11 protein-coding genes, 2 tRNA genes and 1 other RNA gene are annotated in these 15,085 nt (G+C 71.6%); 6 read left to right on the top strand and 8 right to left on the bottom strand.

The window, feature by feature from the left end; all coding sequences use genetic code 11:
- Positions 1–22: 22 nt before the first annotated feature.
- From RLT59_RS17490 to RLT59_RS17480, 3 genes are all read right to left on the bottom strand, one after another.
- A complete protein-coding gene (locus RLT59_RS17490) occupies positions 23–538 on the bottom strand; it encodes an HORMA-1 domain-containing protein (protein ID WP_311304260.1) in 516 nt (171 codons plus the stop codon).
- Positions 539–540: 2 nt separating this feature from the next.
- A complete protein-coding gene (locus RLT59_RS17485) occupies positions 541–1,539 on the bottom strand; it encodes a CBASS oligonucleotide cyclase (RefSeq protein WP_311304259.1) in 999 nt (332 codons plus the stop codon).
- A 229-nt stretch (positions 1,540–1,768) separates the two neighbouring features.
- Positions 1,769–1,856, bottom strand: a tRNA-Ser gene (locus tag RLT59_RS17480).
- 131 nt (positions 1,857–1,987) lie between these two features.
- Here RLT59_RS17480 and ffs point away from each other — a divergent pair.
- From ffs to RLT59_RS17450, 6 genes are all read left to right on the top strand, one after another.
- Positions 1,988–2,084: signal recognition particle sRNA small type (gene ffs / locus RLT59_RS17475), an RNA gene on the top strand.
- A 143-nt stretch (positions 2,085–2,227) separates the two neighbouring features.
- On the top strand, positions 2,228–4,411 hold the full coding sequence (locus RLT59_RS17470; protein WP_311304258.1) for a DNA polymerase III subunit gamma and tau: 2,184 nt from the start codon (positions 2,228–2,230) through the stop codon (positions 4,409–4,411).
- A gap of 300 nt (positions 4,412–4,711) precedes the next feature.
- Positions 4,712–5,965, top strand: coding sequence for a phosphoribosylamine--glycine ligase (purD, locus tag RLT59_RS17465; protein WP_311304257.1), 1,254 nt, complete (start codon positions 4,712–4,714; stop codon positions 5,963–5,965).
- 370 nt (positions 5,966–6,335) lie between these two features.
- Entirely contained in the window at positions 6,336–8,048 is a 1,713-nt protein-coding gene (locus tag RLT59_RS17460) for a M48 family metalloprotease (RefSeq protein ID WP_311304256.1), read from the top strand.
- A gap of 306 nt (positions 8,049–8,354) precedes the next feature.
- Complete coding sequence (locus RLT59_RS17455) at positions 8,355–9,818, top strand: N,N-dimethylformamidase beta subunit family domain-containing protein (protein ID WP_311304255.1); 1,464 nt, start codon at positions 8,355–8,357, stop codon at positions 9,816–9,818.
- A gap of 219 nt (positions 9,819–10,037) precedes the next feature.
- Positions 10,038–10,952 (top strand): phosphoribosylaminoimidazolesuccinocarboxamide synthase, encoded by a 915-nt coding sequence (locus tag RLT59_RS17450; RefSeq protein WP_311304254.1) that lies wholly within the window; start codon positions 10,038–10,040, stop codon positions 10,950–10,952.
- A gap of 60 nt (positions 10,953–11,012) precedes the next feature.
- Here RLT59_RS17450 and RLT59_RS17445 read toward each other — a convergent pair.
- The 5 genes from RLT59_RS17445 to RLT59_RS17425 form a co-directional block, all read right to left on the bottom strand.
- Positions 11,013–11,085, bottom strand: a tRNA-Gly gene (locus RLT59_RS17445).
- 22 nt (positions 11,086–11,107) lie between these two features.
- Positions 11,108–11,719, bottom strand: a complete 612-nt coding sequence (locus RLT59_RS17440; protein ID WP_311304253.1) for a response regulator — start codon at positions 11,717–11,719, stop codon at positions 11,108–11,110.
- Complete coding sequence (locus tag RLT59_RS17435; RefSeq protein WP_311304252.1) at positions 11,716–13,146, bottom strand: sensor histidine kinase; 1,431 nt, start codon at positions 13,144–13,146, stop codon at positions 11,716–11,718. The genes RLT59_RS17440 and RLT59_RS17435 overlap by 4 nt, the downstream gene beginning before the upstream one ends.
- 13 nt (positions 13,147–13,159) lie before the next feature.
- A complete protein-coding gene (locus tag RLT59_RS17430; protein WP_311304251.1) occupies positions 13,160–13,975 on the bottom strand; it encodes an ABC transporter permease in 816 nt (271 codons plus the stop codon).
- The gene (locus RLT59_RS17425) at positions 13,972–15,024 is read right to left on the bottom strand and encodes an ABC transporter ATP-binding protein (RefSeq protein WP_311304250.1); all 1,053 of its coding nucleotides are present in this window, start codon (positions 15,022–15,024) and stop codon (positions 13,972–13,974) included. Before RLT59_RS17425 ends, RLT59_RS17430 begins: the two co-directional genes overlap by 4 nt.
- Positions 15,025–15,085: the final 61 nt, after the last annotated feature.

The raw sequence follows: 15,085 nt of genomic DNA, 5'->3' as shown, positions 1-15,085 counted from the left end.
CCTCCTGCTCAAAGGCTTCGGACTAGTAAGCGACGTAGACGTCGCGTGAGACTCCAGTGCCGTTGCGGGCGTAGCCGTGCCCCGTGGTGCCGGTGCCCGCGACGGCACTCGGGGCGGTGCCGGTCGTCCGGGAGATCGGCAGGGCCTCCTTGACCCCGGCCTTCTGGCTGCTGGTCAGGAGCCAGAAGGCAGAGCTGTAGTCCAGGAAGCTATGAAAGGTGTAGCCGGTGAGGTCGACCGCGTCAGGGAAGCTGCCTGGCCGGGAGTCGATGAGCTGGCCGCCGGCCGTGGCCCTATAGCGCAGGCGGAACTTCCAGGCGTTGGTTGCCGTGTCGCGGAAGCCGTAGTCGACGGTGTCGAGATAGCCGTCGCGCAGCAGCAGGGCGACCTCCTCGGCGAACTTCTCGATTCTCTCGAGGGAGGGCTCGCCGTAGAGGTTGTACAGCAGGCGCAGGTCCGCGGCGACTCTGCCTCCGACGTAGCGGGCATCGGTGATCGTGAACGAGCCGGAAGCGGATCTGGAGTACGAGCCGGTCATGGTCACTCTCCCGGGAAGGTGGGGCCGAACAGCTCGCGCCAGAGGTCGAGCGCCTCACTCTTCGTGGTCGCGTAGGCGGCCGTCGCGAGCGTGTCGAGGGTCGTCTTGGCGTGGTTGACCAACCGCTGGCGGTCGAACTCGGTGTAGCCGCGAGCGACGTTATTTTCCGGATTGACCGGGTCCCAGACCTGGATAGGGTCTGTCGTCGCGCTCACCTCGTCGGCCGTGTAGTAGTCGGTGAAGGCGATCGGTGTCTTCAGGCCGGTGCGGACGATGTAGGAGAGGACCTGCTCGATCGCCTGCGGATAGTCGTCAACCTGCAGCGGCTGTCCGTTCCAGCCGACGTCCCAGAGGTGCGCGACCAAGAGTTCAATCAGGAAGGACTTGCAGCGCAGCTGCGGATCGCCCTCCTTGCTCTCCCGGACCCATCCCTTCAGCAGGCGGATAAGCTCCCGGTAGCCGTCGCCGGCCTCCCCCTTGCGCTTTTCGATGAAGCGCAGGTGCAGAGTGACCGAGGTGAGTACCTTGATGCCGCCACTGGTGACCAGGTAGCCCTGGTCGTCCGGCTCGCCGGTGTAGAGCACCGGCACCACGTCGATCTTCAAGCCGGAGTCCCGCATCGTGATACCGACAGCGTGGTCGGAGAGCTTGAAGTCCTCCGCAACCTTCGTCTTGCCATAGACCTCTTTGCAACGCTTCTCCAGCCAGGCCAGTGCCGTCGAGACGTCGATGGCGGGATCGCCGACGCGCAGGTACGCGGCGACATCCGCGTCAGACCCTGTGCCGCGCCTGCGACGGATCGCTGTGTGCTTGGCCGTGCTGCCGGATGCTCGGAGCTTCACGAGGTCGAAGTCTGGGTGGGCTGCGATGTAGTCCTCCAGCCGCTCCCGCAGGTAGTTCACCTGGCGGCGGCGTTCCTTCGCCTCCTCCTTCGGCACGTTCACCTTGTTCTTCGCGTACGCCTTGAGGACGTCGTGGTCGACGTAGCTCTCCCCCGCCATGGCTGTCCGCCCCTTCACCCGAGAAGCCGATCGGTAGGAGAACAGACTTACCACTCACCACCGACAAAGCCGGTCGAAGTTGCGAGGGATGCCTAGGTGCCGGTAGGGGACCGTCTGGTGGGTCCAGGCTGGGCCGCCACACGAACTGCAACCAGAACTGCAACCACCAACGCCGAAGGGCCCCGCAGCGAACTGCGGGGCCCTTCGACGTATTGCCCGGTGAGAGCAATGGCGGAGGATACGAGATTCGAACTCGTGAGGGGTTGCCCCCAACACGCTTTCCAAGCGTGCGCCCTAGGCCACTAGGCGAATCCTCCGGGGCAAACAATACAAGACGTTGAGGAGTGCTCGCGAACCCGTTCCCCGTCGGCGGTCCCGAGGGGGTCCCGGCGGGGGTGTGAGGGGTGGGGAGGTGGACTTGTGGGGGCGGGGATCGGCTAAGGTGGGCATCAGCCCCTCACGTGGCGCTATCTGACTGAACTCCCCCAGGGCCGGAAGGCAGCAAGGGTAGGTTGGCTCTGGCGGGTGCGTGGGGGGTCCTTACGTTTCCGGGGCCGTTCGGTACGTGTCCGGGGCGCCGGGTTTTCGGGGTGGTTGTGCCCTCGGAGCCGGTGGTGTGCCTGGCCCGGAGCTGATGGTGTGCCCGGCCCGGGGCCGGTTGTCGGTCCGCCCCTATAGCCTCGTATGTGTGTCGTCCCTTGCGCTGTACCGCCGCTACCGCCCCGAGTCGTTCGCCGAGGTCATCGGTCAGGAGCATGTCACTGAGCCGTTGATGCAGGCCTTGCGGAACAACCGGGTCAATCACGCGTACCTGTTCAGTGGTCCGCGCGGCTGCGGCAAGACGACCAGCGCGCGCATCCTCGCCCGCTGCCTGAACTGCGAGCAGGGGCCCACGCCCACGCCCTGCGGGGAGTGCCAGTCCTGCCAGGACCTGGCGCGCAACGGGCCGGGATCGATCGATGTGATCGAGATCGACGCTGCTTCGCACGGTGGTGTGGACGATGCCCGTGATCTTCGGGAGAAGGCATTCTTCGGGCCCGCGTCGAGTCGTTACAAGATCTACATCATCGACGAGGCGCACATGGTCACCTCTGCGGGGTTCAACGCCCTGCTGAAGGTGGTCGAGGAGCCGCCGGAGCACCTCAAGTTCATCTTCGCGACCACGGAGCCCGAGAAGGTCATCGGGACCATCCGGTCGCGCACCCACCACTATCCGTTCCGGCTGGTGCCGCCGGGGACGCTGCGCGACTACCTCGCGGAGGTGTGCGCCAAGGAGAACAGCTTCGTCGAGGACGGGGTGTTCCCTCTGGTGGTACGGGCCGGGGCCGGCTCCGTGCGTGACTCGATGTCGGTCATGGACCAGTTGCTGGCCGGCGCCGCCGACGACGGTGTGACATACGCCATGGCGACGTCGCTGCTCGGTTATACGGACGGCTCACTGCTCGACTCCGTCGTGGACGCCTTCGCGTCGGGCGACGGGGCCGCGGCCTTCGAGGTCGTGGACCGGGTGGTCGAGGGCGGCAACGACCCTCGGCGCTTCGTCGCCGACCTGCTGGAGCGGTTGCGCGATCTGGTCATCCTGGCCGCGGTGCCGGACGCTGGGGAGAAGGGGCTCATCGACGCCCCCGCCGATGTCGTCGAGCGGATGCAGGCCCAGGCCTCCGTCTTCGGGGCCGCCGAGCTGAGCCGCGCCGCCGACCTGGTCAACGAGGGGCTCACCGAGATGCGCGGGGCGACCTCGCCCCGGCTCCAGGTCGAGCTGATCTGCGCCCGGGTCCTGCTGCCCGCCGCCTTCGACGACGAGCGCTCGCTGCAGGCACGGCTGGACCGGCTGGAGCGCGGCGCGTCCTTCGCCACCACCGGCCCTGGGCCCGCCATGGGGTACGTCCCCGGGCCCGAGGCGCTCGCCCACGCCCCCGTCGCACCACAGCCCGCACAGGCGCAGCAGCCCCCCGCTCCCGCCCCGTACCCCGCCCCAGCTCAGCCGGACCCCGGATCGGGACCCGCCGCCGCGCGCGCCGCCGCCCGAGGGGACGCCCCGCCCCCCGCCCCGGCGCAGGCCGCCCCGCCCGCAGAGCCCGTACAGTCGCCGCCCGCCCCGGCTGCCGGTCAGCGGCCCGGCGCCTGGCCCGCCGCGGCCGCTCCCGAGCAGGGGCGCCGCCCCGGAGGCTGGCCGACCGCCTCCACCCCCGGCCAGGCACCGGCCCCGCAGGCCGCCGCCCCCGCACCGGCCGCGTCGGCTCCACCCGCTCCGGGGCCCGCCGCCCCGGAACCGGCCCCGGGCATGACGCAGGGCGCCGGGCAGGTGCGCACCATGTGGCCCGACATCCTGGAGGCGGTCAAGGGCCGCCGCCGGTTCACCTGGATCCTGCTCAGCCAGAACGCCCAGGTGACCGGCTTCGACGGCACCACCCTCCAGATCGGCTTCCTCAACTCGGGCGCCCGCGACAACTTCACGAGCAGCGGCAGCGAGGACGTGCTGAAGCAGGCACTGGCCGAGCGGTTCAACGCCCAGTGGAAGATCGAGGCGATCGTCGACCCGTCGGGCGGCGCCGGACAGCCCCCGCCCACCGGCGGCGGCCGCCCCACGCCCCCGCCCGCACCGCAGCGCCCGGCGCCGGCCGCACCCCAGCAGCAGTACGAGCCCCGGCCGGCCCAGGAGCGGCCGCAGCAGCCGGGAGGTGGCGAGACGGCCGCGACGCCGCCCGCGTCGCCGCCGTACACCGCTCCCGAACGGCCCCGGTCGGTCGCCCCGGAGGACGACACCGCAGAGGCCGACGATCCGGACCTGGTCGACTCCGCTCTCTCCGGCCACGAGCTGATCGTCCGCGAGCTGGGCGCCACGGTGGTGGAGGAGTTCACCAACGATTAGGGCGCGTGTCGGGGGAGCCTGCGTGTGGGACGCGTGTCGGGGGAGACAGCGTGTGCGGCGCGTGTCGGGGGGAGAGCGAGCGTGTGCGGCGCGTGTACGGGGGAGCCAGGGTTGGCTGTTGGACGCCTGTCCGGGGGACGGACGTCCGTGCCCAGGTCCCGGGCACCTGCACCGGTCCCGGCGCCTGTCCCTGTCCCTGTCCCCGCCTCCGGCGTCCGTAGGGCCTCCCCGCTCCGTCCCTCGTGTCCACAACCCGGCGGCCGTCGAGGCCGCCCCGCCCCGGCGGCTAGGCTCCACCCCGTGAAGGTTCTCGTCATCGGCGGCGGCGCCCGCGAACACGCCCTGTGCCGCTCTCTCTCCCTCGACCCCGATGTCACCGCTCTGTACTGCGCCCCCGGCAACGCCGGCATCGCAGAGGTGGCCGAACTGCACCCGGTCGACGCACTCGACGGCGCCGCCGTCGCGCGCCTCGCCACTGATCTGGGCGCCGAGCTGGTGGTCGTCGGCCCGGAGGCGCCGCTTGTCGCCGGGGTCGCCGACGCCGTGCGCGCCGCGGGCATCCCCTGCTTCGGCCCCTCCGGTGAGGCGGCCCGGCTGGAGGGCTCCAAGGCGTTCGCCAAGGACGTGATGGCCGGGGCCGGTGTCCCGACCGCCCGTAGCTACGTGTGCACCACCGCCGCCGAGATCGACACGGCGCTGGACGCGTTCGGCGCTCCGTACGTCGTCAAGGACGACGGTCTCGCCGCCGGCAAGGGCGTCGTCGTCACCGATGACGTCGATGTGGCCCGCGCCCACGCGCTGGCCTGCGACCGCGTGGTCATCGAGGAGTTCCTCGACGGCCCCGAGGTGAGCCTCTTCGCGATCACCGACGGCACCACCGTGCTGCCCCTCCAGCCCGCCCAGGACTTCAAGCGCGCTCTCGACAACGACGAGGGCCCGAACACCGGCGGCATGGGCGCGTACTCCCCGCTGCCGTGGGCCGACCCCAAGCTGGTCGAGGAGGTCATGCAGTCCGTCCTCCAGCCGACCGTCGACGAGCTCCGCCGCCGCGGTACGCCCTTCTCCGGGCTGCTGTACGCGGGTCTCGCGATCACCTCGCGCGGGGTGCGGGTCATCGAGTTCAACGCCCGATTCGGCGACCCGGAGACCCAGGTGGTCCTGGCCCGGCTGAAGACCCCGCTGGCCGGTGTCCTGCTGGGTTCCGCCAACGGCACCCTGGACGAGCTGCCGCCGCTGAAGTGGCGCGACGACGCCGCGGTCACCGTGGTCATCGCCTCCCACAACTACCCGGACACCCCGCGAACGGGTGACCCGATCGAGGGTCTCGACGAGGTCGCGGCACAGGATGCGCCGCATGCGTACGTCCTGCACGCCGGAACCCGGCGGGACGGCGACGCGGTCGTCAGCGCGGGCGGCCGGGTGCTCTCCGTGACCGCGACCGCCAAGGACCTCGCGGGCGCCCGCGAGCGCGCCTACGCGGCGGCGGCCCGGGTCCGGCTCGACGGCTCCCAGCTCCGTACGGACATCGCGAAGAAGGCCGCGGAGGAGGCCTGAGCCACCCTCCGCAGTAGTGGGCCGTCCGCAGTCGTCGCGGACGCGGCGGTCGCACCGGACGCGGACGCGGACGAAGGGGCCCGTCCCAGGGCCCGCACCCTGCCGCTCCCGCCACGGCCCCACGGCCCCCAGGGCCCCACCTCCGCCGACGCGCCGCTGCCCCATGGACAGCGGCGCGTCAGCAGCTTTGCCCAAAGCCATTCCATCGAGTGACGGCTGAGCCATCCGGATGACGCCCGCCGAAGCCCCAACTAGGGTGCGGCGCAAGCTTTCCGGCACATGGCCCACCGGCATTGCGATGTCAGTGACGGGTGCCACAGTGGGGGAGTGAGCAACACCGTCGCGAGGGCAGAGGGGGTGACATCCAGCCGTGTCCGATACCGGTGCAGGTGAGGAGTTGGGTGCGCAGGCGGCGCGCGCCCGTGCGCTGGTCCTGCTGCGCATCCGCAGCAGGGCGACGGCAGTAGCGCTGCTGCCCGCGGCCGTCGCCGTCGTGCTGTTCGCCGCGGGCGCTCAGGGATTCGTCGAAGGCGGTGGCTGGGACGCGGTGCGCTGGGCCGTGACGGCCTGCGCCGTCATCACCCTGCTGGTCGCGGCGGCCGTCGCCGTCGCGGTCGTACGGGCCAAGCCGGCGGTCAGCCCGACCGTCCCGCTCAGCGAGAAGTCGGCCCCGGATCTCTACCGGCTGGTCCGTGATCTCGCCGATCGCCTCGACGTGCCCGCGCCCTCGGCCATAGCGCTGACGCCCGACTGCGACAGCTGGCTGGAGGACCGCACCCATCCCGCCGCCGCAGACCGTGCCGCCAAGGACGCCGCCCGCCGCGATCCGGGCGGGCCCGGGGCGGGTCCGGGGCGCCGCAGGGTGCAGGCCGCGCCCGTGCTGGTGATCGGCTCGCCGTTCCTCTGGTGGATGCGGGTCGCGGAGCTGCGCGCCGTGCTCGCCCCGGTCGTCGCGGGCACCGGCCCCTCCGCTCACCCCGACATAGCCGCCGCCCGGCGCTTCGTCCGGGGTCTCGACGGGGTCGTCGCCGACGCGGCCGCCCCTGCCCAGGGAGCGGTACGCAGGGCTCTGCGGCTGCCGCACGCCCTCATCGGCCGGATCGCCCGGCTGCTGCTGCGCAGCTGTCACAGCCACGCCTCGGAGATGGAGCGCGGTGTCGCCGCCGCCGCGTCCACCCGCGCCCAGGCGGTGGACTACGGGCTGCGGATCGTCGCCCAGGAGCAGGTCGGGCTCGCCTACGCGGGCTGGGACCGGCTGCTCACCCGGGTCGCGCTGCCCGCCTGGCGGATGGGGCGCTGGCCCTCCCGGCTGGACGCCGGAGTCGTCTCCGCCCTCACCGAGCTGTCCCGGCGCGACCGGCTGGCCGACGGGTTCACCTCCCGGCTGGGCGAACGGCCCGCCTGCGATCTCCTGGAGGAGCCGGGAGCGGCCGACGAGGCGGCGTCCCTGCTGGCCGCCCGGCTCTTCCACGGCGGCCCCGCGCAGGCGGGGCCCGGCTGGTCCCCGGTGGACTGGCAGCAGTACCCGGAAGAGGTCGTCGACCGGAAGTGGCGCACAGAGGCGGCACGCCTGCACCGCGTCCTGGACGACATGGGCGTGCCGCCCGCGGCCTCCGCCGGTGCGTCCGACGGCGCCGGTGCCGCGGTGCCCACCCTGGCCCGTGTCGTCGAGCACCTCGTCGCGGGCGACGGCAGGGGTGAGGAGCTCGCGGCAGGCATCAGCGCCGCGGTGGCCCGCGACGGTTCCGGATCCTCAGGCGGTTCCGCGAGCGCCGGTGGGGACGTGCTGGAATTCTGGGGACCCGACCCCCTCCCGCTGTTCCCGCTCCAGCCGCCCCGTACGGGCACCGAGCTGCTCGCGGACCATGTCGCGGCGATGGTCTGCTGCGCGGCCGTCGACACGGCGGGCGCGGCCCCGGGGCTCGACTGGCTCGACGGGCCCACGCTGCTGGTCGACGGGGAACGCCGGTCCGATCTCGGCACCCCGGTGCTCAGCCTCGTCGAGGACGGCGACGCGGGGCCCCTGCGCTCGTGGCTCTCCTCGGTCGGCGTGCGCACCGACAAACCTGTCCGTCTCGCCTGAAAGGGCCGACCAGGAGTTGGCCGAAGCGTGCCCGGGTGTTCCAGCGCGTTCTGGCCCGATTTCGGGAGCTCCTCGTGCGCAACCCGGTTGATCTCGTGCGCAACCTGGTTGATCTCGTGCACAACTCGGCTGATATTGCGGCATATCGCCGGTCCGGCACGCCCAATACCCGGAAGACCAAGTTCCGTTAACGTTAATTCGCGACGAACGGTGACGGAGTGGATGCGTTATGTGATGTGCTGGAGACCGGCGCTGACAGTCAGCGCACCACATGTAGTTCCGGGGGCCGAGAGAGGGAAGCGCGTTATGGGGGCGGAGCAGATTCGACGTTGGGAATCAGGTGCCCTCGCGCACGCGGTCACCGACCCCTTCGGGCAGGGGCCGCTGCCCTGGCTGCGCGGCAGCGAGAACTACTTCGACGACACCGGCCAGGTCGTGCCCTGGTACGCCGATCCGACGCTGCCCCGCGGCTCCACCGGCGGCGGCACCCGTACCGCCGACGACGTGCACCGGCAGATCAAGGGCTTCAGCTCCACCGGCGCGGCGGCCCCCGGCGAGGCGATCGACTTCCACATCACCGTGGACCCGCCCCAGCAGTTCTCCGTGGACATCTACCGCATCGGCCACTACGGGGGCGACGGCGCCGCGAAGATCACCACGAGTCCGCGGCTCTCCGGCATCGTCCAGCCCGCCCCCCTCACCGCCGACCGCACGGTGTCCTGCCACCACTGGTGGCAGTCCTGGCGGCTCCAGATCCCCGCCTACTGGTCGATCGGCGCCTACGTGGCCGTGCTCACGACGGTCGACGGATACCGCTCCCACATCCCGTTCACGGTCCGCGACGACCAACCGGCCGATCTGCTCCTGATCCTCCCGGACATCACCTGGCAGGCGTACAACCTCTACCCGGAGGACGGCCGTACCGGCGCCAGCCTCTACCACGCCTGGGACGAGCAGGGCCGGCTGCTGGGCGAGGAGGACGCGGCGGTCACCGTCTCCTTCGACCGCCCCTACGCGGGCGCGGGCCTCCCGCTGCACGTCGGCCATGCCTACGACTTCATCCGCTGGGCCGAGCGCTACGGCTACGACATCGCCTACGCCGACACCCGCGACCTGCACGCGGGCCGGGTCGACCCGGCCCGCTACCGGGGCCTGGTCTTCCCGGGCCACGACGAGTACTGGTCGGTTCCCATGCGGCGCACCACAGAACGCGCCCGCGACAACGGCACCTCCCTGGTCTTCCTCTCCGCCAACACCATGTACTGGCAGGTCAGCCTCACACCGTCGGCGTCCGGCGTCCCCGACCGGCTGCTCACCTGCCGCAAGCGGCGCGGCCCGGGAAAGCCCGCGCTCTGGCGCGAGGTCGACCGCGCGGAGCAGCAGCTCCTCGGCATCCAGTACGCGGGCCGGGTCCCCGACCCCCACCCGCTGGTCGTGCGGAACGCCGAGCACTGGCTCTGGGACGCGACCGGCGCGGGTGAGGGCGACGAGATCGACGGACTGGTCGCGGGCGAGGCCGACCGCTACTTCCCGCGCACCACGCTTCCCGAGCACGACAACCGCATCCTGCTCGCCCACTCCCCGTACCGGGACAGCGAGGGTGTGACGCGGCACCAGGAGACGTCCCTCTACCGCGCCCCGTCCGGCGCGCTCGTCTTCGCCTCCGGCACCTTCGCCTGGTCCCCGGCCCTGGACCGCCCCGGCCATGTGGACCCCCGCATCCAGAAGGCCACCGCCAACCTCCTCGACCGCATCTGCAAGCGCGACTGAGGAATCCGCGAAGCGACTGAGGACCTCCGCACGCCCTCCCGAAGCCGAAGCGGAAGCCCGGTGCCCGAAGCCGGAGTCGAAGCCCGGGGCCCGAAGTCCGGTGCCCGGTGCCCGAAGACCGGGGCACCGGCGCGCCCGCCGCCGCACCCCTCCGCAGCCATCCGAACCCGGATACGGGACAATCGGAACGACTCCTGGATCAACCTACGCGGAGGCAGCGTGTCCGGATTTGTAGAAAAGCCCGAGCCCGTGCAGGTACCGGGCCTCACCCACCTGCACACGGGCAAGGTGCGCGACCTGTACCGGAACGAGGCCGGTGACCTCGTCATGGTCGCCAGTGACCGGATGTCCGCGTACGACTGGGTGCTGCCCACCGAGATCCCGGACAAGGGCCGCGTGCTGACACGGCTCTCGCTGTGGTGGTTCGACCAGCTCGCCGATCTCGTACCGAACCACGTGCTGTCCACTGAGCTGCCACCCGGCGCCCCCGAGGACTGGGCCGGCCGCACGACGATCTGCAGGTCGCTGCGGATGGTTCCGGTCGAGTGCGTCGCACGCGGTTATCTGACCGGCTCCGGCCTGGTCGAGTACAACGCCTCGCGCACCGTCTGCGGCATCGGCCTCCCCGAGGGCCTCACGGACGGCTCCGAGCTGCCGGGGGCGATCTTCACCCCGGCCACCAAGGCGGCCGTCGGTGACCACGACGAGAACGTGAGCTACGAGGAAGTGGCCCACCAGGTCGGCGCCGAGACCGCCGCGGCACTGCGCCGCACGACGCTGGACGTGTACGGCCGGGCCCGTGACATCGCGCGCGAGCGCGGCATCATCCTCGCGGACACCAAGTTCGAGTTCGGCTTCGCGCCCACCGCCGACGGCGGCGAGGAGCTGATCATCGCGGACGAGGTGCTGACCCCGGACTCCTCGCGCTTCTGGCCGGCCGCCACCTGGGAGCCGGGCCACGCGCAGCCCTCGTACGACAAGCAGTTCGTGCGCGACTGGCTGACGTCCCCGGCATCCGGCTGGGACCGCAAGAGCGAGCAGCCGCCGCCGGCGCTCCCGCAGGAGATCGTGGACGCGACCCGGGCCAAGTACCTGGAGGCGTACGAACTCCTCACCGGCACGCCCTGGACGTAACCGCCCCGAGGCACACGAAGAAGCCCCCGGCCGAAAGGCCGGGGGCTTCTTGCTTCTACGAGCGGACGACCAGGTTCGAACTGGCGACCTCAACCTTGGCAAGGTTGCGCTCTACCAACTGAGCTACGTCCGCAAGCGCCGAAGCGCGAGGACCACTATACCCAACCCCGCTCCCGTGCGAGACGCACCGCGGCATGACGGTTCTCGGCCCCGAGCTTCGAGGCCGCGGAGGAGAGGTAGTTCCGTACCGTTCCCTGCGACAGCGAGGCCCGCTCCGCGATCTCCGCTACCGGAGCCCCGTCCGCCGCCAGTTCCAGCACCTCGGCCTCGCGCACGGTCAGCGGAGAGTCCCCGGCCGCGATCGCGTCGGCCGCCAACTCCGGGTCCACGTAACGGTTGCCGACGTGCACCGTGCGGATGATCCCGGCCAGCTGCCGGGCGCTGACGGTCTTCGGCACGAACGCCCGGACGCCCGCCGCGAGGGCCCGCTTCAGATGTCCGGGGCGGCCGTGACTGGTCACGATCATGGTGCGGCAGCCCGGGAGTTCGGACCGCAGCGATGTGGCGACGCTCACACCGTCCGCGCCCGGCATCTCCAGGTCCAGGACCGCCACATCGGGGCGGTGCGCACGGGCCATTGCGAGCGCCTCCGGCCCGGTCGCCGCCTCCGCGACCACCACCAGGTCGTCCTCCAGCGCGAGCAGAGCGGCGAGCGCGCCCCGGATCAGGTGCTCGTCGTCGGCGAGCAGCACCCGCACCGTGGTCATCGTCTCTCCTCCAGAGGGGCGGTACGGATCTCCGTGCGTGAGGTGCGCAGGGTGTCCGAGGCGTGCGAGGTATGCGGGGTGTGCGGGGTACCCCTGGTACCCCGCGTGTGCACGGTATGGGTGATGCGCGCGGTACGCGGAATTCTCGCCGTCAGCCGGAAGAGCCCGTCGCCCGCCGTTCCCGCGTCCAGCGAGCCGTCGAGCGAGCCGAGCCGTTCGCGCAGTCCGGGCAGCCCGGTACCACTCCCGCCCGTCCCGCTGCCGTCGGAATCGCTCCTGCCCGAACCGCTCCCGCCGGAGCCGTGCTCCCCGGAGCCGCTGTCCGAGGACGCGGAGGTCATCGGCGCGCCGTCGTTCTCCACGTCCAGCACCACCTCGTCGGCAGCGGTGGTGAGCCGGATCGTGCAGCGTCGGGGGTCGCCGTGCCGCAGTACGTTGGTGGCCGCCTCGCGCACCACCCAGCCGAGGGCGGCCTGCACGGGCGCGGCCAGGTCCGCGCCGCTGTCGCCCACCACCGCGCATTCGATGCCGGCCGCCCGCAACACGCCCGTGGCCCCGGCCAGTTCCGTACTCAGATCGGCCTCCCGGTATCCCCGTACGACATCGCGCACCTCCTGCTGGGAGGAGCGGGCGATCCGCTGCACCTCGACCATCTGGTCCACCGCCTCCGGCCTGCCGCGCCGGGCCAGCTCCATCGCCAGTTCGCTCTTGAGCGCGATCACGGCGAAGTTGCGGCCCAGCACGTCGTGCAGGTCCCGGCCGAACCGCAGCCGCTCCTCCGCGACCGCCAGCCGGGCCTGCACGTCCCGGGCCTCCTCCGCCTGCCACATCACGCTCAGGCTCCAGGCGCTCGGCCGGATGGAGATCAGCACCAGCACACAGCCGAAGAGCGTGGCGGGCACCACTCCGGCCAGGAGTCCGCCCCGTACCCCCGCCGCGGCGAGGGCGCCGGTGGTCAGCGCGGCGAGGGCGAGCGACTGGAACAGGAACGTACGGACCGGGACCAGCAGCACCTGCGTCATCACCAGGGCCAGCGGTACGTTCATGGCCATCATCAGCAGCCCCGGCGGGCCGACGCCGTCCACGGCGGCCAGCGCCGCGAGCAGTCCCAGCGCCAGCAGCAGCAGGGCCAGCGGTGTGATCATCCGCCGCCGGGGAAAGGCGGCGGTGCCGTGGTAATCGGCGTACGACGGCCGTACGTTCCGGTTGCTCACCACGCACTGGGCCACGCAGACCACGAGCAGGGCCAGTGCCAGCGCCATCGGGAGCGGCGCGCGGCGGATGTCCGACGCGAAGGGGGCCAGCTGCCACGACAGGATGAAGATCCAGGGGATCACCGAGGTGGTGAACCGCGTGTACAGGTCGATCCGTTCCAGTTTGCTGCGTTCCTGCCAGCCGCGGCGCCAGCCACGTACGCGCGTCAACACACCACCACACCCTTCAGCGTCGCGGATCCCAGCGGAACCACCGCTGAACAGCAAACACCGCGAGCACAGTCCAGACCAGCCCGGTCAGCGCGGCCTCCAGCAGCTCCGTGCCCTGCGTACCGCCCAGCCAGCCTGCCCGTACGAGTGTCATGACACCGGTCAGCGGCAGCAGCTCACACGCCGAGGCGAGCCGGTCCGGGAAGATTTCCAGCGGTACGAAGAGTCCCGAGCCCACCAGCGAGGCGAAGAACAGCGGGAGGGTCGTCAGCTGAGCCGTCTGTACGGTGCGGGTGATCACCGAGGTGGCCGCACCCAGCGCCGTCAGCAGCACCAGGCCCATCACCAGCCCCAGGAGCAGCAGCTCGGGGCGTTCGGGGGCGCCGAGCCCGAAGAAGGCGGTACCGGCCGCGACGATCGCCGCGGTCTGCGCCAGAGCCAGCGCGCCCGCGGGCAGTGCGGTTCCGGTCAGGATCTCCCCGTCGGTGATCTCGCCGGTACGCAGCCGCTTCAGCACCAGCTCCTCGCGCCGCGCCACATAGGTGGCGGCCATGTTCATGTAGACGGCCTGGATCAGCACCGTTCCGATGCCGCCGGTGAGCGCCGCTCCCGCGACGGTCAGCCCGGTCCCGCCCAGGTCGATCTGCTCGAACGTCGACTTCATGGCCAGGACCATGGCGGCGGGCATGAACAGGGCCACGACGACTGCGGTCCGGTTGCGCAGCAGCAGCGTCAGTTCGGCCCGGCCGAGGGCGGTCAGCCGGCCCCTGGCCGTGGTGGTGGCCGAGGATCGGGTCGGCGCGGTGTTCGCACGCGTTGTCGCTGTCGTCATGCCGCAGCCACCTCTTCCGTCTGGGTGTCGTTGCCGTTGCCGTTGCCGAATTCGTTCGCGTTCGCGTTCGGGTTCCCGGCCTGGGGCCCGTTCCTGGTCCGGTTCCTGGCCCCGTCCCGGGTCTCGTTCTCCGCCGCGGACCTCGCGATGTCGAGGAAGGCCTCTTCGAGCGAGGCAGACCGGGCGTCGAGCCCGGTGAGCCGGACGTCGGACTCCGTGGCCCAGCGCAGCAGTTCGGCCAGCGATTCCTGGAGGTGGTGGGTACGGATCTCGATCCGCGGTCCGTCGGCCGCGGCGCGCAGGCTCAGCGGCAGCTGCCCTGGCGCGATTCCGGCGGGGAGCTCGAACCGGATGCGGGACGGGCGCTCGGCGGTCACCTCCGCGGTGGTGCCCGAGGTCACGATCCGCCCCCGGTGCATGATCGCCAGCCGGTCGGCGAGCGCTTCGGCCTCCTCCAGGTAGTGCGTGGTGAGCAGCACGGTGATGCCGCCCTCCTGGAGCCGACGCACCAGCGCCCAGGTGTCGCGCCGCCCCTCGGCGTCGAGGCCGGTGGTCGGCTCGTCGAGGAAGAGCACCTCGGGCCGGCCGAGCAGGGCCAGTGCCAGGTCCAGCCGCCGCCGCTCACCGCCGGAGAGCTGCTTGACCCGGACGCGGGCCCGGTGGCCGAGACCGACCAGATCCAGGGCCTCGCCGGTAGGCCGGGCCCCGCTGGTGCATCCGGCCCACATCCGTACGGTCTCCGTGGTCGTCAGGTCGGAGGGGAAACCGCCCTCCTGGAGCATCACCCCGATCCGGGGGCGGACGGCGGCGCGTTCCCGGAACGGGTCGTGGCCGAGCACTCGTACCGTGCCGCCGTCGGGGCGGGCCAGCCCTTCCAGCAGTTCGACGGTCGAGGTCTTGCCGGCGCCGTTCGTGCCGAGCAGGGCGAACAGCTCGCCGCGCGCCACCGAGAAGGAGACGCCGGTCACAGCCTCGAAGCCGCCCGCATAACTGCGTCGGACACCGTCCGCCTCGATCACGCACTCATGGGGAATTTCGTCGAAGGTCATGTCTCAAGGCTTCCTCCCGGACGGCGTCGGGAGCAGTGCGAGCTGTCATCGCAGTGCATGA

Source organism: Streptomyces sp. ITFR-6 (assembly GCF_031844725.1).
Lineage (GTDB): Bacteria > Actinomycetota > Actinomycetes > Streptomycetales > Streptomycetaceae > Streptomyces.
Note: the sequence above shows the minus strand (reverse complement) of the source record. Positions and strands in the feature narration are given on the sequence as shown.

Excerpts from the sequence above, each read along its gene's own strand:
- RLT59_RS17485 (WP_311304259.1), bottom strand. The coding sequence starts at position 1,539 with ATGGCGGGGGAGAGCTACGTCGACCACGACGTCCTCAAGGCGTACGCG.
- RLT59_RS17425 (WP_311304250.1), bottom strand. The coding sequence starts at position 15,024 with ATGACCTTCGACGAAATTCCCCATGAGTGCGTGATCGAGGCGGACGGT.
- RLT59_RS17440 (WP_311304253.1), bottom strand. The coding sequence starts at position 11,719 with ATGACCACGGTGCGGGTGCTGCTCGCCGACGACGAGCACCTGATCCGG.
- RLT59_RS17455 (WP_311304255.1), top strand. The coding sequence starts at position 8,355 with ATGGGGGCGGAGCAGATTCGACGTTGGGAATCAGGTGCCCTCGCGCAC.
- RLT59_RS17430 (WP_311304251.1), bottom strand. The coding sequence starts at position 13,975 with ATGACGACAGCGACAACGCGTGCGAACACCGCGCCGACCCGATCCTCG.
- RLT59_RS17490 (WP_311304260.1), bottom strand. The coding sequence starts at position 538 with ATGACCGGCTCGTACTCCAGATCCGCTTCCGGCTCGTTCACGATCACC.